This window comes from Oceanobacter sp. ABM4_470 (genome assembly GCF_056158645.1).
On record NZ_JBSWTR010000001.1, the window covers coordinates 2046262 to 2069051 of the forward strand.

Genomic DNA, 22790 nt, shown 5'->3' on the forward strand with positions numbered 1-22790 from the left:
TTTACTCCTGTCATTACTCTGCAGCGCCCTCGGCTGCATCGCCTTCGCTTTCAACGCTCAGACCAACGCTGTTCACCAGTTCAACAAAGCCCGGGAACGACGTCGCCACGTTGGCGCAGTCCAGCACTTCAATCGGCGCACTGCCGCGCAGGGAAGCAATCGAGAAGCTCATGGCAATACGGTGGTCGCCGTGGCTTTCAACCGTGCCGGCACCGAAGCTGCCTTCAGCACCAAAGCCGGGGATGATGGCACCGTCAGGGGTGCCTTTGGCAGCAACGCCCAGTGCATTCAGGCCATCAACCATGGACTGGATGCGGTCGCTTTCTTTCACGCGCAGTTCTTCAGCGCCAGTCAGGATGGTTTCACCTTCGGCACACGCAGCAGCGATAAACAGCGCCGGGAATTCATCAATGGCCAGCGGCACCTGATCTTCCGGAATGTGAATACCTTTCAGCGGAGCGTAACGCACGCGGATATCGGCAACTGGTTCACCGCCCACTTCACGTTCGTTCAGCACTTCAATATTGCCGCCCATGGCACGCAAAATATTGATCACACCAATACGGGTCGGGTTGATACCAACGTGCTCCAACGTAATGTCAGAACCCGGCGCAATCGAGGCACCGACCATAAAGAATGCCGTGGAAGAAATATCGGACGGCACGTCGATGCTGGTGGCAGTCAGCTCACCACCGGATTTGATGGTCACGGTGCTGCCATCAACCTTAACGTCGTAGCCAAAACCTTTCAGCATGCGCTCGGTGTGGTCACGGGTTGGCGCAGGTTCAGTTACGGACGTTTCGCCTTCAGCGTACAAACCCGCCAGCAGCACACAGCTTTTCACCTGAGCAGACGCCATTGGCAGATCGTAGTGAATGCCCTTCAGCTTGCTGCCACCGTGAATTTTCAGCGGTGGACGACCACCTTCTGCCGTGCCCACTTCAGCGCCCATCAGACGCAGCGGGTCAGCCACGCGGCCCATTGGACGCTTGCTGAGGGATTCGTCGCCGGTCATTTCAACGTCGAAGTTCTGACCTGCCATCAGGCCCGCCAACAGACGAATGGAAGTGCCTGAGTTGCCGACATACAGAGAGTTAGCCGGTGCTTTCAGACCGTGCAGACCAACACCGTGAATCGTAACGCGACCTCGATGCGGCCCTTCGATCACAACACCCATGTCGCGGAACGCCTGCAACGTTGCCAGGCTGTCTTCGCCTTCCAGGAAGCCGCTGACTTCGGTAGTGCCGTTAGCCAGCGACCCCAGCATGATGGAGCGGTGAGAAATCGACTTATCGCCTGGCACACGGAAGGTGCCCGACATGGTTTTGGAGGGATTTGCCTTGTAAGTAAGTGAGCTGGTTTTCATAGGTTCCACAAAGGCCCGTCGGGCGAGTATGTTTGAAAAATGATCACGAGCGGATTTGGCGCGGGTCAACACGCCCATCAGAGTGGTTTGGTCATCACTCTCGATTGCCGCTCGCAGCTTGATCAGATCTGCATTAAACAGATCCAGCGTTGCCAACAGGTGCTCACGATTGGCAGTAAAAATATCACGCCACATTTCCGGGCTGCTGGCTGCGATTCGGGTGAAGTCGCGGAAGCCGCCGGCGGCGTAATTGAAAATTTCCTTGTTCTCATGGCTGTTCGCCAGTGTGTCCACCAGCGAATAAGCCAGCAGGTGCGGCAAGTGACTGGTCGCTGCCAGCACTTCATCATGGTGGTCGACGGTCATGGTTTCCACCTCGGCGTCAACGGCTTGCCAGGCACCAATCACCAGCTTCAGGGCATCGGCACTGGTGTGATCTTCGGTGGTGACAATGATCTTGTGACGGGAAAACAAATCGCCGTTGGCAGCCTTCACGCCACTGCGCTCAGAACCAGCAATAGGATGGCCCAACACAAACCGGTCAAAGCCTTCGCCAAACACCGCTGCTGCATCACGGGCCACCGAACCTTTCACCGAGCCAACGTCGGTAATTACCGCGTGTTCTGGCAAACCTTCAGCAATCGAAGCCAGTACCGGACGCACCGACAGAATTGGCACAGACACAATGACCAGATCAGCCTTGGCAACCGCCTCAGCCGGCGTTTCGGCGTACTCGTCAATAATGCCCAGCTCCACCGCCTGCTGCATGGAATCGAGGTTGCGGTCACAACCCACTACCGATGCCACACAGCCACGATCACGCAAGCCCTTGACCCAGGAACAACCAATCAGTCCCAGGCCAATAACAGCAATGCGGTTAACAAAAAACGGGGTTACTGAACTCAAGCCAGCACCTTTTTCAATGCGTCGATAAAGGTCTGGTTTTCAGCTTGGGTACCCACAGAAACACGGATGTACCCCGGCATGTCGTAGTTAGCCACCGGACGGATGATCACACCCAGCTGTAACAGCGCCTGGTTAACCGCCTTGTCTTCAAACGCTTCTGGCAGTTTGAACGAAACAAAGTTGCCAACCGACGGGATGAATTCCAGACCCAACTCGTCAAACGCGCCAGTCAGCTGCGCCATACCCTGGTTGTTCACCTCAACACTGCGCGCCAGGTAGCTGTCATCACACAGAGCAGCTTTGGCAGCCGCCAGTGCAAAAGAGTCTACGTTGAACGGCGGGCGAATACGGTTCATCAGATCCGCCAGTTCCGGGCTGGAAACGCCGTAACCTACGCGCAGGGAGGCCAGGCCATAAGCCTTGGAGAAGGTACGGGACACCACCAGATTCGGGTACTGGTTCAGGTAATCGATACCGGATGGGTAGTCGTCCTTGTTGACATATTCGAAGTAGGCTTCGTCCAGCAGTACCACAACGTTTTCCGGAACCCGCTTCAGAAAGGCTTCCAACTCTTCACGAGTGTTGTAAGTACCGGTCGGGTTGTTCGGGTTGGTCAGGAACACAATGCGGGTTTTATCATTGATGGCCGCTGCCATGGCTGGCAGGTCATGCCCCCAGTTTTTGGCCGGCACTTCTATCACATCACCACCAGCGGCGCGGGTGACCAGACCGTAAATAGAAAACGCGTGCTGAGCTACAACGACGTTGTCACCCTTTTCAACGAACACACGGACGATGAAATCGAGAATATCGCTGGAACCGTTACCCAGAGTGATCTGGTTCATTTCCACGCCCAAACGTTTGCACAGCTCGGCTTTCAGCTCGAAACCAGCACCGTCAGGGTAGCGAGTCAGCTCTGCCAGCTGCGCCTTGATGGCATCTTCAATGGCTGGGGATGGGCCCAGTGGGTTTTCGTTACTGGCCAGCTTGACGATGTCAGCTTCGTTGATACCCAGTTCACGGGCCAGCTCGTCGGTTGGCTTGCCCGGCTGATAAGGGTGCAGCCCCTGAACTCCGGAAACGGCCAACTCGAGGAAATTCACACTCATATCTGTCTCTCTTAACGGGTCAGTACTGGATCAGGCCAGTAAAGGTCTTGAATAGGATTACGTCTGCGGTACTTACCGCGCTGTAACGGCTTACAGCACGGCTTTCGGATAGGAGCCCAACCATTTGTAGTCAGCGGCCACACCTTGCAATTGCTCCAGTACCGTCTTGATGCTGGCATCGTCACGGTGACCTTCGAAGTCAATGAAGAAGGCGTAATTCCAGGTTCCGGAACGAGCCGGACGGGTTTCGATACGCGTCAGGCTGATACCGGCACTGTGGAACGGTTCCAGCACCTGATACAGGGCACCCGGCTGGTTACGGCTGGACACCATAATGGAGGTTTTGTCTTCGCCACTGGACAGCGTCGGGTTCGGACCCACAATCAGGAAGCGAGTGGTGTTGTCCGGACGGTCTTCAATGTTGGCGTGCAGCAGATTCAGCTTGTACAGCTCGGAAGCCACTTCACCGGCAATGGCGGCGGATTCCGGGTCCTGGCTGGCCTTCAGCGCCGCTTCGGCATTGGAATTCAGGGCAATGCGCTCGGCATTCGGGTAGTGCTGATCCAGCCACTGGCGGCACTGACCCAACGACTGGGAGTGGGAGTAAATGCGTTTGATGTTGCTGCCATCACCCTGTGACATCAGGTTGTGATGGATGCGCAGGGTCACTTCACCGCAGATGCTCAGATTGGAATCGAAGAAACTGTCGAGGGTGTGGGTCACCACGCCTTCGGTGGAGTTTTCTACCGGCACCACACCAAAGTTGGCAGAGCCGCTTTCCACATCGCGGAACACATCGGCAATGGATACCTTGCTCTGGCAATTAACCGCATGACCAAAATGCTTTACCGCCGCCTGCTGGGTAAAGGTACCTTCAGGGCCAAGGAATGCCACCTGCAATGGCTCTTCCAACGCCAGACACTGGGACATGATTTCACGGAACAAACGCGCCATGCCTTCGCCAGTGATCGGACCTTCATTACGGGCCATTACGTTCCGCAATACCTGGGCTTCGCGCTCGGGACGGTAAAACAACACCTGCTCGCCCGGCTGAGCGTATTTTTCCTTCACCTCGGCCACTTGCTGGGCGCAACGGGCGCGCTGATTGATCAATTCCTGAATCTGGCGATCAATCGAGTCGATGGATTGGCGGAGTTTTTCCAGTTCCTGGGCTTCAGTCATGATTTGCCTTGCTGTGTTCTTGTTCGATGCGAATCAGGCTGGTAACCACCGCTACCAGCCCAGACTTCGTGTTGAGTCGTGCGAAGAGATTACCCGTTACGACGGGCAAAGTCCGCCATAAACTCGATCAGTGCAGTAACGGCCTGTTCTGGCACGGCATTGTAAATGCTGGCACGCATACCACCCACACTGCGGTGACCGGCGAGGTTCAGCAAGCCAGCGGCTTCGCTTTCTTGCAGAAACAGCTTGTCGAGGTTGCTGTCGGCCAGCGTAAACGGCACATTCATGATCGAGCGATTGTTCACAGCCACCGGGTTGGCGTAGAAGTCGTTACCATCAATAAAGTCGTACAGGGCCTTGGCCTTGCGACGGTTGATTTCGGCAATCGCCTCGACACCGCCCTGCTCTTTCAGCCACTCAAACACCAGGCCAGACAGGTACCAGCTGTAGGTTGGCGGCGTGTTGTACATGGAGTCGGCATCGGCGCAGACCTTGTAGTCCATCATGGTTGGCGTAATGGCCTGAGCGTTACCAATCAGGTCTTCGCGCACAATCACCACACACAGACCGGCAGGGCCGATGTTTTTCTGGGCACCGGCGTAGATCATGCCGAATTTCGACACATCCAGCGGCTCCGACAAAATGGCTGAGGACAAATCCGCGATCAGCGGTACATCACCGGTTTCCGGAATGTAGTCAAACGCCACACCGCCAATGGTTTCGTTCGGGCAGTAGTGAACGTAGTCAGCGTCGGCACTGAGGTTCAGGTCAGCCTGAGCTGGCGCAGAAGTGAAGTTGTTATCAGCCGTGGTGGCTGCCAGATTCACATCGGCAAAACGCTTGCCTTCGGCGTGGGCTTTCTTGGACCACTGACCGGTAACAATCTGATCCACTTTGCCGGACTTGTTGGCCAGGTTCAGCGGAATCATTGCAAACTGGCTGCTGGCGCCGCCTTGCATGAACATCACCTTGTAGTTTTCAGGGATGTTCATCAGCTCTCGCAGGTCCAGTTCGGCTTTTTTGCAGACTTCCACAACGTCTTTGTGACGGTGGCTCATCTCCATCAGCGACAGGCCCTTATTGCGCCAGTCGACCATTTCCGCGCTGGCGCGCTCCAGTACCGCAGTCGGCAGGGCCGCCGGACCTGCACAGAAGTTATACGCTCGGCTCATTGCTTATGTATGCTCTTGCAATCAATCACGACGCCTTATTCGGCGTCGTCTTCAGTTGGGGTATCGGTATCATCACCGGCGCTGGCGTCAGTCGCATCAGAAGCCTCGGCTTCGTTTGCATCACCTTCAACCACCTCGCCGTCAACGACAACACCGTCGATCAACTCATCGTCTTCGTCCGCGTCACAGATACGCTCGAGACCGACCAGCTTCTCTTTTTTGTCGACCTTGATCAGGGTAACGCCCTGGGTGTTACGGCCCAGCAGCGATACTTCGTTGATACGGGTACGCACCAACGTGCCCTGGTCACTGATCAGCATCACTTCATCGCCGTCAAATACCTGCACCGCGCCAACCATGCGACCGTTGCGATCGTTGGTCACCATGGCGATCACACCCTGGGTACCACGGCCCTTGGTCGGGAATTCAGTCACATCAGTACGCTTGCCGAAACCACGCTCGGAAGCGGTCAGAACTGCACCGTCTTCTTTTGGCACAATCAGCGAGATCACCTGCTGTTCGTCGGCCAACTTGATACCACGAACACCACGAGCGGTGCGGCCCATAGCACGCACGTCGGATTCCTTGAAGCGTACTGCTTTACCAGCGTCAGACAGCAGCATGATGTCCTGCGTACCATCGGTAATATCAACACCCACCAGCCAGTCACCTTCGTCCAGCTCACAGGCAATCAGGCCGGTAGAACGTGGACGGGAGAACTGATCCAGTGTGGTCTTCTTCACGGTACCGCGGGCGGTGGCCATAAAGACGTATTGGTCTTCGGTGTATTCTTCAACCGGCAGAATCGCAGTAATACGCTCGCCTTCGTCCAATGCCAGCACGTTCACAATCGGGCGGCCTTTGGCGTTACGGGAAGCTTGCGGAATATCGTAAACGGTCAGCCAGTACACCTTGCCGGCGTCGGTGAAGCACAGTACGGTGTCGTGGCTGTTCACCACCAGCAGGTGTTCAATAAAGTCTTCGTCTTTTACAGACGTGGCAGAGCGGCCCTTACCGCCACGTTTCTGGGCCTGGTAGGCATCGATCGGCTGGGTTTTGGCGTAACCGCTGTGAGACAGGGTCAGCACCAAATCTTCAACCGGAATCAGGTCGGCCATGCTCAGGTCACGTTTAACCGCGATGATTTCGGACTTACGCTCGTCGCCGTATTCCTCACGAATGGCTTCCAGCTCTTCACGAATCACCTGCATCAGACGCTCTGGAGAACCCAGAATTTCCAGGTACTCGGCAATTTCTTCCAGCTTCTGCTGGTATTCTTCGATCAGTTTTTCGTGCTCAAGGCCGGTCAGTTTCTGCAGACGCAGATCCAGGATTGCCTGGGCCTGAGCTGGCGATAGGTAGTACTTGCCGTTGCGGAAACCGAATTCTTCCGGCAAGTCGTCCGGGCGACAAGCGTCTTCACCGGCACGTTCCAGCATGTCGAGCACATCACCCGGATTCCAGGCGGTGTTGATCAGACGCTCTTTGGCTTCAGCACCGTTTGGCGAAGACTTGATCAGTTCAATCACCGGATCAATGTTGGCCAGTGCCAACGCCAGACCTTCCAGCAAGTGACCACGTTCACGAGCCTTGCGCAGATCGTAAATGGTACGACGGGTAACCACTTCACGGCGGTGTTTGACGAACGCATCCAGCAGCTGTTTCAGGTTCAACGTTTTTGGCTGGCCATCCACCAGTGCCACGGTGTTGATACCGAATACGCCTTGCAGCTGGGTCTGGGCGAACAGGTTGTTCAGCACCACTTCCGGCATTTCGCCACGACGCAACTCCACCACGATACGCATACCGTCCTTGTCGGACTCGTCACGCAGCTCGGTGATGCCTTCAATTTTCTTGTCTTTTACCAGCTCGGCGATTTTTTCAATCAGACGGGCCTTGTTCACCATGTATGGGATTTCGGTGAACACAATGCTGACCTTGCCGTTCTTCTCGTCTTCCTCAAAGTGGTGACGAGCACGCAGGTAAATTTTGCCACGGCCAGTGCGGTAAGCATCAACAATACCGTCACGGCCATTAATGAAGGCGCCGGTCGGGAAGTCTGGACCCGGGATGTATTCCATCAGACCGTCGATGTCGATATCCGGGTTGTCGATCAGCGCCAGACAACCGGTCAGAACTTCTTTCAGGTTATGCGGCGGAATATTGGTCGCCATGCCCACGGCGATACCGGCAGAACCGTTCACCAGCAGGTTAGGAACACGGGTAGGCAGTACTTCCGGAATCTGCTCGGTGCCGTCGTAGTTTGGCACCCAGTCAACGGTTTCCTTGTCGATATCGGCCAGCATTTCGTGGCTGATCTTGGCCATACGAATTTCGGTGTAACGCATCGCCGCAGCAGAGTCGCCGTCGATCGAACCGAAGTTACCCTGACCATCAACCAGTGTGTAACGCATGGAGAAATCCTGCGCCATACGCACGATGGTGTCGTAAACTGCAGAGTCGCCGTGAGGGTGGTATTTACCGATAACGTCACCGACCACACGGGCCGATTTCTTGTATGCTTTGTTCCAGTCGTTACCAAGTACGTTCATGGCGTGCAAAACACGACGGTGTACCGGTTTCAGACCATCCCGAACATCTGGCAGTGCCCGTCCGACAATTACGCTCATGGCGTAATCAAGGTAGGACTGCTGCAGTTCATCTTCGATGTTAATCGGGAGAACTTCTTTGGCTAACTCACCCATAGACTCTCTGGATCCGTGCTGTAACTGGCCACACAATCGTTGTGCGGCAATGGCTGGGACGGATTGATCAAACCCCGACCAATCCTCCGAAAACTAAGCCCCGTAGCATATCATAAAAGCGCCAATTACCTAGGATCATTAGCCATTCAGACGGCTCTCAGCGCCTCAGAAAAGCGACACAAGCCGCAAGCACCGAATACGGCCCCCAATGCCAGTGCAACGTCAGCGGCGTCTTTACGCGTCACTGACGGCCCTGAGCGCGGCAAATTTGAACAATTTTCATTCAATCAAAGAGATTGCAACCCGTGTGGGGTAACGGTCGAATTTGCCATCGAACGCTTGATATAATGTTGTCCGTTGCACATTCATGAAGCGCCAACACCAGAGGACGACCGATGACGGCCGATTTACGAATCAATGCCCGCTGGCTGATCTCCATGCAGGGAGACCGTTCCGTACAGGAACAGGTTTCGGTGTATGTGAAAGACGGCAAGATCGACGCGATTGAACCGCAAGACTGTCAGCGTGAAGCCAGTGAAACCCTCGATCTTGGCAACCACGTGCTGATGCCCGGCTACGTCAACGCCCACGGCCACGCCGCCATGTCGCTGTTTCGAGGCATGGCAGACGACCTGGCGCTGATGACCTGGCTGCAGGAACACATCTGGCCAGCCGAAGGCAAATGGGTAAATCCCGAATTTGTCCATGACGGCACCCGTCTGGCCGTGGCTGAGATGCTGAAGTCTGGCACCACCACGTTTGCCGACATGTACTTCTTCCCACAGGATGCCATTCAGGCATCGGTGGATGCGGGCATTCGACACGTCAGCTTTACCCCGATTCTCGACTTCCCGACCAACTTCGGTGCCAACGCCGATGAATATATAAAGAAAGCACTGCGGCTACACGACCACTTCGGCAACGAGCCATTGGTGACCCTGGGCCTCGGGCCTCACGCTCCGTACACCGTATCCGATGGTCCGCTGCGCCAGATTCGCGTGATTGCAGATGAAAAGCAGATGCCGGTGCAAATCCACTTGCATGAAACCGCCTTTGAGGTGCAAGACAGCATCGACAAGCTGGGTAAACGCCCAACCCAACGCCTGCAGGACCTGGGTTTCCTGAACGAGCGGGTTTCCTGCGTTCATATGACCCAGATCGACGACAGCGATATCCGCATTCTGCAAGATAGCGGCGCATCCGTTGTGCACTGCCCGGAATCCAACCTGAAGCTGGCCAGTGGCTTCAGCCCAATCGCCAAAATGGCCGCCGCTGGCGTTAACATTGGTTTGGGCACTGATGGCGCAGCCAGCAATAACGACCTGAATCTGCAAGGCGAGATGAAAACCGCCGCCATGCTGGCCAAGGCCGTCGCCGGTGACGCCTCAGCCCTGCCCGCCTGGCAAGCCCTGGAAATGGCTACCATTGGCAGTGCCCGGGCGCTCGGCATTGGCGGCCAGACCGGCTCCATCGACGTTGGCAAATGGGCCGACCTGCAAGCCATTGATCTGTCGAACATGCCGCAACAGCCGCTGTTCGACGTCGCCTCCCAGCTGGTTTACACCGACAGCAGCCGTTACACCGATTTTGTCTGGGTGGCAGGCAAATGCCTGCTGGCCAACGGTCAGCTGACCGAGCTGGACGAAGCAAGCATTACCGCCAATGCCAAACATTGGGCAACCCGAATTCAACAAGGCTGAAGGCCATCAAACCGCTGCCCTGAATAACCGGCAGCGGACGACAGGATAGTGATATGACAGAACACAGCACCCCGAACGTTGATCCAACCGAAGTAGCCAAGTTTGAAGCCCTGGCCAGCCGCTGGTGGGACCCGGACAGCGAGTTCAAGCCACTGCACGACATTAACCCGCTGCGCTGCAACTACATCGATCAAGCAGCAGGTCTGGCTGGCAAGAAAGTGCTGGACGTAGGTTGTGGAGGTGGCTTGCTGAGCGAAGCCATGGCTCAACGAGGTGCCGATGTCATGGGCATCGACATGGGCGAAGCCCCCCTCAACGTGGCCAAACTGCACGCCCTGGAAAGTGGCGTAAAGATCAACTACCAGCGCATTCCGGTTGAACAACTGGCGGCCGAGCAGCCAGCCAGCTTCGACGTAGTAACCTGCCTGGAAATGCTTGAGCACGTTCCCGACCCGGCGTCCATCATGAAGGCCTGTGCGACTCTGGTAAAACCGGGCGGCAAAGTGTTCTTCTCTACGATTAATCGCAACCCGAAGGCCTACCTGTTCGCGATTGTTGGTGCCGAATACATCCTCAAGATGCTGCCGGCTGGTACCCACGATTACGCCAAGTTCATCAAACCAAGCGAAATGACCCGCTGGGCCCGTGAAGCCGACTTGCAGCCAGAGCACATGACCGGCTTGACCTACAACCCGCTGTTCAAAACCTACAAGCTCAATGACAACGACGTGAGCGTTAACTACATGATGACCACCAGCCTGCCTGCCAGCGCTGAAGCCGGAGCCTGAAGCCATGACCACGCCTCGCTGCCCCAGCGCCATCCTGTTTGACCTTGATGGCACCCTGGTAGACACCGCGCCGGATTTCTTCGCCGTGGTGAATAGCATGCGCGAAGAACTCGGTAAGCCTGTGTTGGCCGACGATGTGATTCGCAAGCAGGTCAGCAATGGCGGCGCGGCACTCACCGAACTGACCTGGGAGGTCGAACGCGACCACCCGCAGTTCATGGATTTCCGCAACCGTCTGCTCGACCGCTATGGCGAGCATCTGGCTACGGGCAGCGCCTACTTTGAAGGGTTCGAGCAGGTGCTGGACGACCTTGACAGCCTCGGCATTCAATGGGCCATCGTCACCAACAAGCCGCGGCGATTTGCCGAGCCCTTGTTGCAGAAGCTCAACATTGAAACCGCCAGCCTGATTTGTGCGGACGATCTGGCGCAAGCCAAGCCGCACCCGGAAGGCCTGTTCAAGTGCGCCGCTGAACTGAACGTCCATGCGGGCGACTGCTGGTACGTCGGTGATCACATTCGCGATATTGAAGCAGGCAAGGCCGCCGGTATGTACAGCATTGCCGCCTTGTTTGGCTACATTGAAGACGCTGATGACCCAGCGCAATGGGGCGCAGATGCCAGCATAGATAATCCATATCAGTTACTGGAATTGCTGGCTGCCAAGCAACCCTGACGGCTCGCCAAAACAGCCCGGACAACACCACGCTCAATTCAGTCGCATACTTCTGCCACGGTGCGACTGAGCCAACTCAAACAATCAGAAAACACCATGACCAATCACGCAACCGAACACAGCAAACGCCCTCTGGAAGGCCGCACCATTCTGGTCACTGGCGCCGGTTACGGCATTGGCCGTGAAGCCGCCCTGACCTACGCTCGTGCTGGCGCGACTGTATTGCTGCTGGGACGCACCCAGGAAGCCCTGAACGACACCTACGACCTGATAGAAGCGGAAAACCTGGCGCAGGCTGCCGTTCTGCCATTTGATCTGGAAACCCGGGAAGAAGACCCCTATGTGCAACTGGCACAACTGATTGGCCAACACTTTGGCAAGCTCGACGGTGTACTGCTGAATGCGGGTGTACTGGGACAACGCACCCCGCTGGACAATTACCACGCCGATACCTGGCAAAAAGTGATGCAAATTAACGTCAACGGCCAGTTTATGCTGATCAAACAGCTGCTGCCGCTGTTGCGCGAAACCAACGCCGATGCCTCGGTGATTTTCACCACCAGCAGTGTAGGCCGTGAAGGCCGGGCCTATTGGGGCGCTTATTCAGTCTCCAAATTTGCAACAGAAGGACTGATGCAGGTACTGCATCAGGAATTGGAAAACACCAGCGAGATTCGCGTGAACTGCATTAACCCGGGCGCAACGCGTACAGGAATGCGTGCCGCCGCCTACCCGCTGGAAAACCCCGCCGACGTCACCGAAGCCGCCGACATCATGCCGCTGTATTTGTACCTGATGAGCCCGGCTTCCAAAGCCATCAATGGCCAAAGCCTCAACGCCCAGGGCGAACAGGCGTTTGTTGTGCCTGTCTGACACCACTTGGGGACATCTATTTAATCCGGTGCTCGCTCTGGGCTGCCGGATGGTTTCGAATCACGAAGCCGAGTTGCAGGCCTGACGGGTCAAGTCAAAAGTCGGCGACACAGAGTCGAGATCATCCGGCAGCCCCCGCAGGGCGCGGGTTGCCGCCGCCCAGTGCGGTGTTGACGAACTTGAAAAGGACTCGTCATTTCGCTGCATTCGTCGCCTTACACTGAACAACGGCAACACTCGCGCAGAGCCGTGCAGGATTAAATAGATGTCCCCACTTGACAGAAACCCCGAAGTGCACTTTAGGGTTTCGGCTCTGCTCGCCCCCTGCTCTCGATGTATAAACATAAACAGCCACAGATAAACGGCAAACCATAAAGCGCTGCAAAAGCCAGCCGGCAGCGGTCATTTCGAGCCAACCGCGTTTGTATTTTTTTTTGGCATTCTGTGCGCTGGGATATAGTAAGGATCACAACCACGCTTCTAACACCCAAGCTCACAGAACAGAGCGGACAATCCATATATGAGCCATAAAAACCACTCAATTTCTCTTGTCATACTTACGAGTGAGTTTTCGGTTTGGATTTACTACCTCAGACCCAAAATGAAACGTTTTTAGCAGGGGAAACCGAATAATGAACTCGGGGAAATAGTTCATCGAGAAACTATTTATTAAAGAATTCTCTTAATAAATCAGATGTTTAAGTCCCAAAAACGAGATTTTTTATGTTGCATATGTGACTATTCTCGACAATCTGCTCATTTATTAACAATAAACCTACAAAAATTACGTAAAGTAATCGTCAGGAAGTCTCTGAATAGCTCTGCACTCATTCCGGGTTATTCAGAGGGTCCCTGACACGCAGGGAGAGCAGCTCTGCATTTGGAAGCATCACAAAAAAACCAGAACAACGAGAACGGCAAGATGATCAAACTTTCCCGGTTGCTGGCTATTGCCACCGTAGCCCTGTCAGTAAATGTTCAAACTTCAACAGCAGACACTTCTCTCAGCCTGTTCACGGAACAGTACCCGCCCTACAGCATGACTACGACTGGCCAGCCATTCGCACACAGCGGCGATGAAATTGATGGCCTGTGCCCAAGTATTATGAAAGCCCTGTTTAAAAAAGCAGGGGTCGACTATCAAATGCGTTTGCGTAACTGGTCCTATGGCCAGCAACGCGTTCAACGTCGCAAGGATCATGGCCTGTTCTGTGCCGTCCGTACCGCAGAACGCGAACCTATGTACCAGTGGGTTGGCCCTGTAACTGAAATGCGCGGCGCTCTGTTTGCCCGCCCGGGCAGCACCATCGAACTGAAAAGTCTGGAAGATGCCCGTCGTTACCGTATTGGTGGCTATAAGGGCGACTACTACGCCGATCACCTGATCAAGCGCGGCTTTAACGTTAACGTCGCCCCAAGCGACACTGAAAACCCCAAGCGCCTGCAACTGGGTACCATCGACCTGTGGATCTCTGACGCTCTGGCCGGTCCTTACCTGGCGGCTGACCTGACCGACATGGGTGCCATCAAGAACGTTCTGGTATACAGCGTTAACCCGGTCTACCTCGCCATTAATCCGGAAACAGACCCAAGCATTGTCAACAAGCTGCAAGCCACGCTGGACGCCATGCGCAGCTCTGGTGAACTGCAGGCTCTGGAACAAGCCTACGGCATGTAATGCCTTCGCAGCGTTCCATTGCCAGATAACAACAGCCCGCCCTGCCTTGCAGCGCGGGCTGTTGTTTTATTGAACGCTGAAAATGACTCCTTAACATCGACCCATGCGCGGCGTCAAAACGTCAGCTTTCCAACGATTTCCTACCACCAAAACGCCAGAAATCCGCGAGGCCACACCGGCAACCATTGCCGCCAGAGCGACAAAACTTGCCTTCCACCAATGTAAATCATCGTCAAGCCACTGATTTTAAAGAACTAATTCCTGAAAATCGGTATTGGCATGGAAATCGCTAATCTCTGGAACGTATTTCAAAACGGTAAAGAGGTGGCAGGGTGACTCCATTTCAAAGCATCGGCCAGGCAGAATTAAGAGACGATAAGAATATCGCGACATTCGGTGAGATTGCGCTCAAGCCGGATATTCGCCCAGATGTGCTCTTTCGATTGACCGGCAAGCTTCAGACCACCCTGGAGCTGCCACAATTGATTGAAATATTCTTCAAAGACATTCAAGACACGGTTCTGGTCGACGGCATCAGCTATCGCTGCCGCAAGCTCAATACGGTGGTTTCCCAGGGCAAGACCTGCGCCCACAGCGTCAGTTACGACCTCAAGACTCACGGCGAAGGCATCGGCGAACTGGTGTTTTTTCGCTCCAGTCGTTTTCGTGAGTACGAGCTGGCCAACATCGAAGGTTTGTTGAGTACACTGCTGTACCCGCTGCGCAATGCCTTGCGTTATCGGGAAGCCCTTGATGCGTCGTTCCGGGACCCTCTCACTGGAGTCGGCAACCGGGTCGCTTTGGATCGCACCATAGACCGCGAAGTGGAGCTTTGCCATCGCCACGATCAGGACGTTTCACTGCTGATGATTGACCTGGACCACTTCAAAAGAATCAACGACAGCTATGGCCACAGCATGGGCGATGCCGTATTGAAGCAAGCCGTCGACGAAATCATGAAATGCATCCGCCAAACCGACCTCTGCTTCCGCTATGGCGGTGAAGAATTTCTGGTATTGCTGACCAATGCCGCCCACGATGACGCCATGATAGTAGCGGAGCGCATTCGTCGCTCGATAAGTGCCATTCAGGTACAGGTTATGGAGACGGCTGAGCGGGTCAAGGTGACGGCCAGTGTTGGCGTTGCCAGCCTGCAACCCAGCGACTCCCGGACCAGCCTGATCAATCGGGCTGATCTGGCGCTTTATACCGCCAAAGGGGCTGGTCGCAACCAGGTGATTGGCGACCAGGAATTGGATCAGGCCGAAACGGCCATGCGCTAACGATTGATACCGATAAACGGCCATAAAAAAACCGGGAGATTCCCGGTTTTTTATTGATGTCGTCAGCACTGGCGTTATTTGGAACGCGGCTTGGTGTTTGCGTGCTGACGTACTTTCTGGCGCTTTTGCTCACGCTGGAAGCGCACTTTTTCCTTGCCGATCAGGCGACGAATTTTCTTGCGCTCCATATCGACCATATCCCGCAGGTCGTTTACTTCACGCTGGCCCAGCTCCACCCAGGTACCAACCGGAATACTGGACGGCAGGAAAATACAGCCATAGCGAACCCGCTTCAGGCGGCTCACTTCAACTTCCTGGCTTTCCCACAGACGACGCACTTCGCGGTTACGACCTTCCATAACCACACAGTGGTACCACTTGTTGGCACCTTCACCGTCGAAGAACTTGACGTCGGTAAAACGCGCCATGCCGTCTTCCAGCAACACGCCTTCTTTCAAGCGCTCAATCATTGGCTCGTCGACGTCGCCACGAACGCGAACCGCGTATTCACGGTCGACGCCTGTTGAAGGGTGCATCAGTTTGTTAGCCAGCTCACCGTCGGTGGTGAACAGCAACAGGCCACTGGTGTTGATATCCAGTCGACCGACGTTAATCCAGCGCTCGCCCTTGGTTTTTGGCAGGTGGTCAAATACGGTTGGTCGACCCTCAGGGTCAACCCGTGAACACACTTCGCCCACCGGCTTGTTGTAAGCCAGCACCCGGCAAACACGGCCAACATCGTCCATTTTGACAACGCGGCCATCGACGCGGATTTCGTCATGTCGATCAGCCCGGTCACCCAACACGGCTTTTTCACCGTTAACAGTAACCCGACCTTCGGCGATCCAACGTTCCGCCTCACGGCGGGAAGGCGCGACCGCAGTCACCGCCAATATTTTCTGAACTCGTTCTTTCATTCTTCGCTATCTTGCTGTTTGGCAGCGCTGTCGGTTACTTCAGCGTCTGCCTGATGTGTTGGTTGAGCCGTTTGTCGATCTTGCGATTCGAATCGGCTCAGCAGATCACCCATATTTTTCTGACCAGCGGATGTCGAACCCTGGCGCAGAGGTGTGCGTCCCTTGCTGGCAGCAGCGGCTTCGCCCTCTGCGCCTTCATCCTTGTCACCAAACAGGTTGTGTTCAACCCGGGCAACCAGTTGTTCTGCCTCGGCCAGATCTTCCGCCGTGGCATCCAGCACGTCGGCGCCGCGCTGTGCGACATCCTCGTCACTGTCAAAGTCGTAGTTTTCTGACGGTGGTCGCTTGGCCTCGGCATCATCACCGAGTTCAAGCCGCCGGTTGGCGTCGTCCAGGTCACGAATTTCCATCAGACTCGGCAGCTGATCCAGCCCACTGAGGCCAAAATAATCCAGAAACTCATTGGTGGTGGCGTAAAGCGCCGGACGCCCCGGTACATCACGATGGCCAACCACCTTGACCCATTCCCGCTCCAGCAGGGTTTTGATGATATTACTGCTGACCACCACCCCGCGGACGTCTTCAATATCGCCACGGGTTACCGGTTGACGATAGGCGATCAGTACCAGAGTCTCCAGTAACGCACGGGAATATCGCGGCGGGCGTTCTTCCCACAACCGACTGACCCACGGCATGGTGTGCTCGCGCACTTGCAAACGGTAGCCACTGGCCACTTTTTTCAATTCCACACCGCGGCCTTCCAACTGCACCGCCAGCTCTTCGAGCGCTGCTCGCAGTTCACTGTTAAGCGGCCGTCGGTCTTCGTCAAACAACGACGCCATCCGATCCAACGACAGGGTGGCACCGTGCGCCAACATGGCGGCTTCGAGCACACCGGCGAGTTCGCGAGTGGTCAATTCGCAGCCGCGCTGACGACCGGAGGACGGGGCGCCGGAATGATCAGTCGTCATGGTAGAGCACCTCCTCGTCTCCATGCGCCGCCAGCGGTGCAGATTTCATTCGTACATGAATTGGCCCAAACAGCTGTTGCTGAACCAGTTCAATCAGTTTTTCTTTCACCAGCTCCAGCACCGCCAAAAACGTGACAACCACACCCAGCTTGCCTTCTTCTGGCTCGAACAAGGTGGTGAATGCCACGAATTCTGAGCCTCGCATGCGTTCCAGTACTTGCGACATACGCTCGCGGGTGGACAGCTGTTCGCGCTGAATCTCGTGGTGCTCGCTGCGCTCGGCACGTCGCAGAATCGAGGCATAGGCCAACATCAGCTCGCGCATATCGACGTCAGGATGGACCCGATTAACGACCCGGTTTTCAACCTGCAAACGGGTTTGCAAGGTATCACGCTCCATTCGCGGCAAACTGTCGAGATCTTCTGCGGCGGTTTTGAAGCGCTCGTATTCCTGCAAACGACGAATCAGCTCTGCACGCGGATCTTCTTCCTCGTCTTCGCTGGCTTCCTTGTTGCGCGGCAACAGCACTCGGCTTTTGATCTCTGCCAGCATCGCGGCCATCACCAGATATTCTCCGGCCAGTTCCAGCTGCAATGCCTGCATCATATCGATGTACTGGATGTACTGATCGACAATTTCAGAGACGTTAACGTCAAGAATATCGAGGTTCTGCTTGCGGATCAGATACAGCAGCAGATCCAGAGGCCCTTCAAACTGCTCCAGAATCACTTCCAGCGCATCGGGCGGAATGTACAGGTCCAGTGGCAGCTGAGTCATCGGCTGCCCCTGAACCAGCGCGAACGGCATTTCCCCCTGCGGGGCCAGCGGTTCGCGCTCGGTGTCGGTATCGGCCGCTTCCGTCATACCGGAATCAGCGTCACAAACACGAAGGTGAGCTCAGGCTGCTGCACGCTTACACCAGACCACGAATGCCAACGGCTTCACGCACGCGTTCAATCATCGGTTTGGCGACTGCGCGGGCGCGTTCGGCACCGGCTTGCAGCTGCTCTTCAACTTCCTGCGGCTTGTCCATCAGGTCGTTGTAGCGCTCACGGGCTTCGGCCAACTCGCCGTTCACCAGTTCAAACAGTTGCTTCTTGGCTTCGCCCCAGGCGATACCATCGGCAAAGGCCTGACGCATATCCGCGACTTGTTGTTCGGAAGCGAAGGCTTTCCAGATCTGGAATACCGCGGAGGTATCCGGATCTTTTGGCTCGCCCGGCTCCAACAGGTTGGTTTTGATCTTGTTGATGTGCTTCTTGAGCTGCTTTTCGCCGAGGAACAGCGGAATGGTGTTGCCGTAGCTCTTGCTCATCTTACGACCGTCCAGACCTTGCAGAACGGCAACGTTGTCGTCGACCACGTAGTCTGGCAGCGTCATTATCGGCTGCTTCTTGCTGGCATACAGATGGTTAAAACGCTGCGCCATATCACGGGCCATTTCGACGTGCTGGATCTGGTCCTTACCGACAGGTACGTGGGTCGCGTTGAACATCAGAATGTCGGCCGCCATCAGTACCGGGTAGCTGAACAGACCCATGGTAATCGCCTTGTCGGCATCTTCACCTTCGGCGAGGTTGGCATCCACCGACGCTTTGTAAGCGTGGGCGCGGTTCATCAAACCCTTGGCACAGACACAATTCATCATCCACGCCAGTTCGGTGATTTGCGGAACATCCGACTGACGGTAGAACACAGCCTTGCTGGTATCCAGACCCAGGGCCAGCCACGTAGTGGCAATTTCCTTGGTCGATTGGGCGACCGCTGCCGGGTCCTGACACTTGATCAGGGCATGGTAGTCGGCCAGAAAAAAGAAGGATTCGCTGTCAGCCTCCTGATTGGCCTGAATCGCCGGGCGAATAGCACCCACGTAGTTACCCAGATGCGGGGTGCCGGAGGTAGTGATACCGGTCAATACGCGCTTTGGCGCTTTTTTGGATGACGCGTTGGATTCAGCAGAAGCGTGTTCTTGTGTCATAAGGTGTCCAGACTGGAAAACGGCAAAACCGGCATGATACCGCTTTTGCCGGACACTGACAGCCTGAGCGGGCAATCAGCGGCCACAACCGCATCAACGACCGTGGCCAAGGGGATATTCGTGCGTCAGCGGGTGCGAATACAGTCATTCACACCCAGAACCGCAGCGTCGGCTTCAGCCAACGATGTCGGACGCATCACCCACACCCTGACGGATCAGTTGCGGGGCTTCTTCGGTCATATCGATCACGGTGGTGGCCTCAAAGCCGCAGTAACCGCCATCGATCACCAGATCGAGCTGGTGCTCCAGCGTCTGGCGAATATCGTACGGGTCAGACAGTGGCAGTTCATCGCCCGGCATGATCAGCGAGCTGGTCATCAGCGGCTCACCCATTTCTTCCAGCAGGGCCATGGCAATGGCGTTGTCTGGCACACGAATACCGATGGTGCGTTTCTTCGGATGCATCAACAGGCGTGGCACTTCACGGGTGGCCGGCAGAATAAAGGTGAAAGCGCCTGGGGTATGGGCCTTCAGAACCCGAAAGAAGCTGTTTTCTACCTTGGCAAAGGTCGACAGTTCCGAGAAGTCGCGGCACAGCAGGGTGAAGTTGTGTTTCTGGTCGAGCTGGCGAATGCGCTGAATGGTTTCAGTGGCTTTTTTATCACCAATACGACAGGCCAGCGCGTAGGAGCAGTCGGTCGGGATCACCGCGACCGCACCGTTGCGCAGTAAATCGGCGGCTTGTTTTACCAGTCGCGCCTGGGGATTGTCCGGATGAATCTGGAAAAATTGGCTCACAGGAGCTCCTTGAAAATAATAATGGTCTGGCAAGACGCAGGAACGGCACAATCAGGCAGCGTCAGACCACTGCTGCCATACAGGTGTAATCAGTTTTGGAAAGGCGGGCATCACACCCAGTTCAAGCCCGAAACGGTTGGGCCCATGGTAGTCGCTGCCGCACGAACCGAGCAGGTTGAACTCTCTGGCAAGTGCTGCCATTTGGCCTTGCTGGTTGCTGTCCATCATACCATAAGCCACTTCCAGCCCCTGACCACCTGCTGCAATAAAGTCTTTCACACAGGCGCGTAATTTGGTGCGGGTCATCTTGTACAAGTGGGCGTGGGCCATCACCGGCGTACCGCCTGCGGCTCGAATCCACTCAACGGCTTCCGTCATACTGGCCCAGCCGGTTTTGACATCGCCAATCTTGCCGGCCCCCAGATACTTGTTGAAGGCCACCTGCATATTCGGCACCAGCCCTTGTTCAATCATCCAGCGGGCAAAGTGTGGGCGCCCCAGCTGATCCTGTTCAACACCGGAGTGCGACACGATATCGGCGACGGCAATGTCGGTCCGCAATTTTTTGCCAACCCGCTGGGCTATCAACTCGGCGCGGGAAGCCCGAGCCTGACGTTGCTGCTGCTCGGCCTGCTGCATGACCGGTGACTCCGGATCAAACCCGAGCCCGACAATATGAATGGAAATACCGCTCCACACCGTCGACAGCTCGATGCCGGGAATTAATTGGACGCCCAATTCTGCCGCCCGCTGGCGTCCACGACGGAACCCTTCGACCGAGTCATGGTCGGTAATCGCCAGGGTCTTGATGCCGCGCTCATGGGCGCGCTCCACCAACTGCTCGGGGTCAAAGTGGCCATCAGAGGCGGTGGTGTGACAATGCAAATCGATCTCGGAACTCACGTGGACGCTCTCATCGGCTTCGGCCATAATCGGCTCCATTGTAAATGCTGACTGAAGTTGAAGCGAATAATGAAGTTATTGCTGGATTTCCTCCCCATCGTGGCCTTTTTCCTGGCCTACAAGTTCAACCCGGAACTGGTAGCGGCCCTTGGCCCGATGCTGAGTGCCGATAACGCCGCCGCGCTGCAACAAATGCAGCCTATTGTACTGGCGACGGCCGTGCTGATTCCGGCCACCGCCCTGCAGATTCTGTATACCCGCCTGACCACCGGCAAAATCGAGAACATGCACCTGATTACCCTGGTACTGGTGGTACTGATGGGCGGTGCCACGGTGATTTTGCAGGACAAGACCTTTATTCAATGGAAACCGACGGTGGTGAACTGGCTGTTCGCTGCGGGATTCCTGGGTTTCTGGCTGTTTACCCGCACCACCTTGCTGGAAAAAATGATGGGCCAGAACCTGCAACTGCCAGCCGGGGTATGGGTCAAACTGAATTTTGCCTGGGTCGCCTTCTTTATTTTCAGCGGCATTGCCAATTTGTTCGTTGCCTACCATTTTTCCGAAGAAATCTGGGTAGACTTCAAGTTGTTTGGACTGCTGGGATTAACCATTGTCTTTATCCTTGCCCAATCCGTCTTTCTTTACCGTTACATGAATCACGAGGAGCCTTGAACCATGTGGTACGCCATTATCAGCCAGGACATTGAAAACAGCCTTGAGAAACGCCTGTCGGCTCGCCCGGCCCACCTCAAGCGCCTGCAAACCCTGGCCGACGAAGGTCGTTTGCTGGTTGCCGGTCCTCACCCGGCCATCGACAGCGAAGACCCGGGCAGCGCCGGTTTTACCGGTAGCCTGGTGATTGCCGAATTCGCCTCATTGGAAAACGCCCAGGCCTGGGCTGACGCCGACCCATATGTTGATGCCGGTGTTTACCAGCAAGTCATCGTCAAGCCATACAAAAAAGTCCTGCCCTGAGTCATAAGGAGTTTCAGGTGAAGTTTTTACGCTATGCAGGCATCTGCCTGTCTTTGCTCGTCGCTGCTGGCACCGTTAACGCGGAAGAAAGCGAGCCAATGGCTGGCCTTGATGACCCTAACTATGTTGCCGTGACTACCGGTGAAAAACGCTACGTCACCGACGAGCTGTGGTTGCAGCTGCGTACCGGCCCGGGTTCCCAGTACCGCATTCTGCAAGCCCTTAAAACCGGCGAGCACCTGGTGCTGTTGGGCCAGAACAACGACAACGGCTATTCCCTGGTGCGAACCTCCAAAGGCCGTGAAGGCTGGGTATTGACCCGCTATTTGCTGGATCAGATTACCGCCAAGGAAAAGCTGATTCTGGTGCAACAGGAACTGGACCGCCTGAAGGCCGAAATGGGCAGCTCCGGCAGCCAGATTGTTGAAATGCAGCAGGAGCTGACCCAGCTGCGCAGCGAACGCGAAGAACTGCGTCGCACGGCCACCGAGGCCACCACAGAACTGGAAAATATCCGCGAGATTTCATCCAACGCCATGGCGCTGAATGACAAGGTACACCGCTTGTCTACCCGCACCCAGGAATTGGAAATCCAACTGGAAGCCGCCAACGCTGAAAACGCCCAGCTGGAAGCCGACCGCGATTTCAACTACCTGCTGTACGGCGGTGGTCTGGTGGTATTGGGCGGCTTCTTCGGCCTGATTGTGCCGTCACTGTTCCGCAAGAAAACCTCCAACTGGGCCTGATAGCTTCCCGGTTCGACCAAGGCGCAGTCTGCCAACACAGACTGCGCCTTTTTAATACCA

At 55.7% G+C, this 22790-nt stretch carries 20 protein-coding genes; 9 read left to right on the forward strand and 11 right to left on the reverse strand.

All coding sequences use genetic code 11. The annotated features are described in order from the left end of the window. Nucleotides 1–13 precede the first annotated feature (13 nt). The 5 genes from ACXADJ_RS08890 to gyrA all read right to left on the reverse strand — a co-directional run bounded on the left by ACXADJ_RS08890 (nucleotide 14) and on the right by gyrA (nucleotide 8440). Nucleotides 14–2272 carry a bifunctional prephenate dehydrogenase/3-phosphoshikimate 1-carboxyvinyltransferase gene (locus ACXADJ_RS08890; protein WP_475064905.1) on the reverse strand — a complete coding sequence of 753 codons (2259 nt, stop codon included), beginning with the start codon at nucleotides 2270–2272 and terminating at the stop codon, nucleotides 14–16. Next, a complete protein-coding gene (gene hisC / locus ACXADJ_RS08895; RefSeq protein WP_475064908.1) occupies nucleotides 2269–3381 on the reverse strand; it encodes a histidinol-phosphate transaminase in 1113 nt (370 codons plus the stop codon). Before hisC ends, ACXADJ_RS08890 begins: the two co-directional genes overlap by 4 nt. Nucleotides 3382–3471: 90 nt before the next feature. Beyond that, complete coding sequence (pheA, locus tag ACXADJ_RS08900; RefSeq protein ID WP_028292718.1) at nucleotides 3472–4563, reverse strand: prephenate dehydratase; 1092 nt, start codon at nucleotides 4561–4563, stop codon at nucleotides 3472–3474. A gap of 89 nt (nucleotides 4564–4652) precedes the next feature. Continuing rightward, nucleotides 4653–5735: a 3-phosphoserine/phosphohydroxythreonine transaminase gene (gene serC / locus ACXADJ_RS08905; protein WP_475064910.1), complete on the reverse strand. Its 1083-nt coding sequence runs from the start codon at nucleotides 5733–5735 to the stop codon at nucleotides 4653–4655. A gap of 35 nt (nucleotides 5736–5770) precedes the next feature. Further along, on the reverse strand, nucleotides 5771–8440 hold the full coding sequence (gene gyrA / locus ACXADJ_RS08910) for a DNA gyrase subunit A (protein WP_475064912.1): 2670 nt from the start codon (nucleotides 8438–8440) through the stop codon (nucleotides 5771–5773). Between the two features lie 395 nt (nucleotides 8441–8835). On the opposite strand from gyrA, the gene ACXADJ_RS08915 reads away from it, so the two are divergent. The 6 genes from ACXADJ_RS08915 to ACXADJ_RS08940 all read left to right on the forward strand — a co-directional run bounded on the left by ACXADJ_RS08915 (nucleotide 8836) and on the right by ACXADJ_RS08940 (nucleotide 15438). Next, complete coding sequence (locus ACXADJ_RS08915) at nucleotides 8836–10140, forward strand: TRZ/ATZ family hydrolase (protein ID WP_475064914.1); 1305 nt, start codon at nucleotides 8836–8838, stop codon at nucleotides 10138–10140. A gap of 53 nt (nucleotides 10141–10193) precedes the next feature. Continuing rightward, a complete protein-coding gene (gene ubiG, locus ACXADJ_RS08920) occupies nucleotides 10194–10928 on the forward strand; it encodes a bifunctional 2-polyprenyl-6-hydroxyphenol methylase/3-demethylubiquinol 3-O-methyltransferase UbiG (protein ID WP_475064917.1) in 735 nt (244 codons plus the stop codon). A 4-nt stretch (nucleotides 10929–10932) separates the two neighbouring features. Further along, complete coding sequence (locus tag ACXADJ_RS08925; RefSeq protein WP_475064919.1) at nucleotides 10933–11604, forward strand: HAD family hydrolase; 672 nt, start codon at nucleotides 10933–10935, stop codon at nucleotides 11602–11604. Nucleotides 11605–11700: 96 nt separating this feature from the next. Continuing rightward, a complete protein-coding gene (locus ACXADJ_RS08930; protein ID WP_475064922.1) occupies nucleotides 11701–12477 on the forward strand; it encodes a YciK family oxidoreductase in 777 nt (258 codons plus the stop codon). A 922-nt stretch (nucleotides 12478–13399) separates the two neighbouring features. Next, complete coding sequence (locus tag ACXADJ_RS08935; RefSeq protein ID WP_475064925.1) at nucleotides 13400–14155, forward strand: substrate-binding periplasmic protein; 756 nt, start codon at nucleotides 13400–13402, stop codon at nucleotides 14153–14155. 431 nt (nucleotides 14156–14586) lie between these two features. Continuing rightward, nucleotides 14587–15438: a GGDEF domain-containing protein gene (locus ACXADJ_RS08940; protein WP_475064927.1), complete on the forward strand. Its 852-nt coding sequence runs from the start codon at nucleotides 14587–14589 to the stop codon at nucleotides 15436–15438. Nucleotides 15439–15512: 74 nt separating this feature from the next. Here ACXADJ_RS08940 and rluB read toward each other — a convergent pair whose 3' ends face one another. The 6 genes from rluB to ACXADJ_RS08970 form a co-directional block, all read right to left on the reverse strand. Beyond that, nucleotides 15513–16355 carry a 23S rRNA pseudouridine(2605) synthase RluB gene (rluB, locus tag ACXADJ_RS08945; protein ID WP_028292727.1) on the reverse strand — a complete coding sequence of 281 codons (843 nt, stop codon included), beginning with the start codon at nucleotides 16353–16355 and terminating at the stop codon, nucleotides 15513–15515. Then, nucleotides 16352–17326, reverse strand: a complete 975-nt coding sequence (gene scpB / locus ACXADJ_RS08950) for an SMC-Scp complex subunit ScpB (protein WP_475064929.1) — start codon at nucleotides 17324–17326, stop codon at nucleotides 16352–16354. The genes rluB and scpB overlap by 4 nt, the downstream gene beginning before the upstream one ends. Next, entirely contained in the window at nucleotides 17316–18191 is an 876-nt protein-coding gene (locus ACXADJ_RS08955; RefSeq protein WP_475064931.1) for a segregation and condensation protein A, read from the reverse strand. The genes scpB and ACXADJ_RS08955 overlap by 11 nt, the downstream gene beginning before the upstream one ends. Before the next feature lie 49 nt (nucleotides 18192–18240). Further along, on the reverse strand, nucleotides 18241–19305 hold the full coding sequence (locus ACXADJ_RS08960) for a tryptophan--tRNA ligase (protein WP_475064933.1): 1065 nt from the start codon (nucleotides 19303–19305) through the stop codon (nucleotides 18241–18243). A gap of 174 nt (nucleotides 19306–19479) precedes the next feature. Next, nucleotides 19480–20103 carry an L-threonylcarbamoyladenylate synthase gene (locus ACXADJ_RS08965; RefSeq protein WP_475064935.1) on the reverse strand — a complete coding sequence of 208 codons (624 nt, stop codon included), beginning with the start codon at nucleotides 20101–20103 and terminating at the stop codon, nucleotides 19480–19482. 51 nt (nucleotides 20104–20154) lie between these two features. Next, on the reverse strand, nucleotides 20155–21033 hold the full coding sequence (locus tag ACXADJ_RS08970; protein ID WP_051218936.1) for a PHP domain-containing protein: 879 nt from the start codon (nucleotides 21031–21033) through the stop codon (nucleotides 20155–20157). Nucleotides 21034–21075: 42 nt separating this feature from the next. On the opposite strand from ACXADJ_RS08970, the gene ACXADJ_RS08975 reads away from it, so the two are divergent. From ACXADJ_RS08975 to ACXADJ_RS08985, 3 genes are read left to right on the forward strand one after another with little or no spacing between them, the layout of a single operon-like run. Continuing rightward, complete coding sequence (locus ACXADJ_RS08975; protein ID WP_028292731.1) at nucleotides 21076–21681, forward strand: septation protein A; 606 nt, start codon at nucleotides 21076–21078, stop codon at nucleotides 21679–21681. A 3-nt stretch (nucleotides 21682–21684) separates the two neighbouring features. Further along, nucleotides 21685–21984, forward strand: coding sequence for a YciI family protein (locus tag ACXADJ_RS08980; protein ID WP_475064938.1), 300 nt, complete (start codon nucleotides 21685–21687; stop codon nucleotides 21982–21984). Nucleotides 21985–22001: 17 nt separating this feature from the next. Further along, the gene (locus ACXADJ_RS08985) at nucleotides 22002–22730 is read left to right on the forward strand and encodes a TIGR04211 family SH3 domain-containing protein (RefSeq protein WP_475064940.1); all 729 of its coding nucleotides are present in this window, start codon (nucleotides 22002–22004) and stop codon (nucleotides 22728–22730) included. Nucleotides 22731–22790: the final 60 nt, after the last annotated feature.

Bases quoted from the DNA above. Each gene is read 5' to 3' on its own strand.
- ACXADJ_RS08970 (WP_051218936.1), bottom strand. From the start codon at position 21,033: ATGGCCGAAGCCGATGAGAGCGTCCACGTGAGTTCCGAGATCGATTTG.
- ACXADJ_RS08975 (WP_028292731.1), top strand. From the start codon at position 21,076: ATGAAGTTATTGCTGGATTTCCTCCCCATCGTGGCCTTTTTCCTGGCC.
- gyrA (WP_475064912.1), bottom strand. From the start codon at position 8,440: ATGGGTGAGTTAGCCAAAGAAGTTCTCCCGATTAACATCGAAGATGAA.
- ACXADJ_RS08930 (WP_475064922.1), top strand. From the start codon at position 11,701: ATGACCAATCACGCAACCGAACACAGCAAACGCCCTCTGGAAGGCCGC.
- ACXADJ_RS08925 (WP_475064919.1), top strand. From the start codon at position 10,933: ATGACCACGCCTCGCTGCCCCAGCGCCATCCTGTTTGACCTTGATGGC.
- hisC (WP_475064908.1), bottom strand. From the start codon at position 3,381: ATGAGTGTGAATTTCCTCGAGTTGGCCGTTTCCGGAGTTCAGGGGCTG.
- ACXADJ_RS08960 (WP_475064933.1), bottom strand. From the start codon at position 19,305: ATGACACAAGAACACGCTTCTGCTGAATCCAACGCGTCATCCAAAAAA.
- scpB (WP_475064929.1), bottom strand. From the start codon at position 17,326: ATGACGACTGATCATTCCGGCGCCCCGTCCTCCGGTCGTCAGCGCGGC.
- serC (WP_475064910.1), bottom strand. From the start codon at position 5,735: ATGAGCCGAGCGTATAACTTCTGTGCAGGTCCGGCGGCCCTGCCGACT.
- rluB (WP_028292727.1), bottom strand. From the start codon at position 16,355: ATGAAAGAACGAGTTCAGAAAATATTGGCGGTGACTGCGGTCGCGCCT.
- ACXADJ_RS08980 (WP_475064938.1), top strand. From the start codon at position 21,685: ATGTGGTACGCCATTATCAGCCAGGACATTGAAAACAGCCTTGAGAAA.
- ACXADJ_RS08955 (WP_475064931.1), bottom strand. From the start codon at position 18,191: ATGACGGAAGCGGCCGATACCGACACCGAGCGCGAACCGCTGGCCCCG.
- ACXADJ_RS08935 (WP_475064925.1), top strand. From the start codon at position 13,400: ATGATCAAACTTTCCCGGTTGCTGGCTATTGCCACCGTAGCCCTGTCA.
- ubiG (WP_475064917.1), top strand. From the start codon at position 10,194: ATGACAGAACACAGCACCCCGAACGTTGATCCAACCGAAGTAGCCAAG.
- pheA (WP_028292718.1), bottom strand. From the start codon at position 4,563: ATGACTGAAGCCCAGGAACTGGAAAAACTCCGCCAATCCATCGACTCG.
- ACXADJ_RS08915 (WP_475064914.1), top strand. From the start codon at position 8,836: ATGACGGCCGATTTACGAATCAATGCCCGCTGGCTGATCTCCATGCAG.